Here is a 1,057-nt window from a genome sequence, read left to right on the forward strand (position 1 = left end):
GCCGGTACAGGTCGTATTGTTCGGGAACAGGCAGCATCGGATAATGCCGCCAGAGCACCAACGCTCCCAATCGAAGATATGGAAAGTCTGTTCGATGAACCGCATAAACCGCACCGCCCTTCTCGCCTCAACCCTGCTGCTGTCCTCCACCGCACACGCCAGTGATAGCGGACTGTCCGATACGCTCAAGGCATTCGCCAACTGTGATGCCAGCTTCTTCTCGAGCATTCAGGCCCACAGTAATACCTGGGAGCAATACGTACCGATCGAGCGTGCAGGCGAGGTTGCCTGGATTGCAGTTGAAAACCGAGCCCGTCGCTCGGCGAACTCCGTCCCAGTGCGCCACACGCCGGAGGTCGCCGGTATAAAGCTACTGTCCTACTCGGACGAAAGCTCCGACCTCGGGACCATGGGCTACTACCTGTTCTGGGGTTTCATCGCAGAAGGCAGCGCGGAGGACGTCGCTCGACAGCTCGGCAAGCTGATGGATCACCCCGAACGCTTGCAATCACTTGGCCCGACCTACGTTCGCAGTGAAATCAAGGATGGCAATCGCTGGCAGATGATTCCGCCGATCCCCGGAGCCCCGGGCACCAAGCGCCTCGAGCGGGTGCTGCTGATTGAGCCGGTAACCGGGCAAAGCGCCCAAACCCGCATCAGTTGTTCCCTGCAGGGTGCCGTCGATGCCGCGACCCTCGCAGCGTTACGCCCGGACATTCCAGCGACTGACTACCCCCAGGAAGTGCCTGATACGTCCATGGACAGCGTGGCATTACCGGAGGGCCTGACCAACGCGATTGACGCTCCTCTCCTGCAGCCGAAGTTCAAGTCGTTGCGCTATACGTACCGGTCACAGACAAATGGCAACCAAGCACCTTCTTCGGTATCGATAGCACTCGATGCCGAAGGATCGCTACTGAGAAAGAAAGAAACCTACAGCGAGAGTTTTCATGTCGACCGTCTCGTCAAAGCGGACCTCGTCCAACTGAAGGCAAAGATGAACGGCATCGGAGTCAGCAACGTACTCGTGACCCAGACGCTGGAAGCTGCAATCCCT

The 1,057-nt window shown here is 58.6% G+C and carries 1 protein-coding gene; it reads left to right on the forward strand.

Annotation, left to right across the window (positions count from 1 at the left end; genetic code table 11):
- Positions 1–94: 94 nt before the first annotated feature.
- Positions 95–1,057, forward strand: a 963-nt coding sequence (locus tag ABZ848_RS49575; RefSeq protein WP_360843762.1) for a hypothetical protein, incomplete at its 3' end; no start/stop codon positions are given.

This window comes from Streptomyces sp. NPDC047081 (assembly GCF_040643775.1).
Classification (GTDB): Bacteria; Actinomycetota; Actinomycetes; order Streptomycetales; family Streptomycetaceae; genus Streptomyces.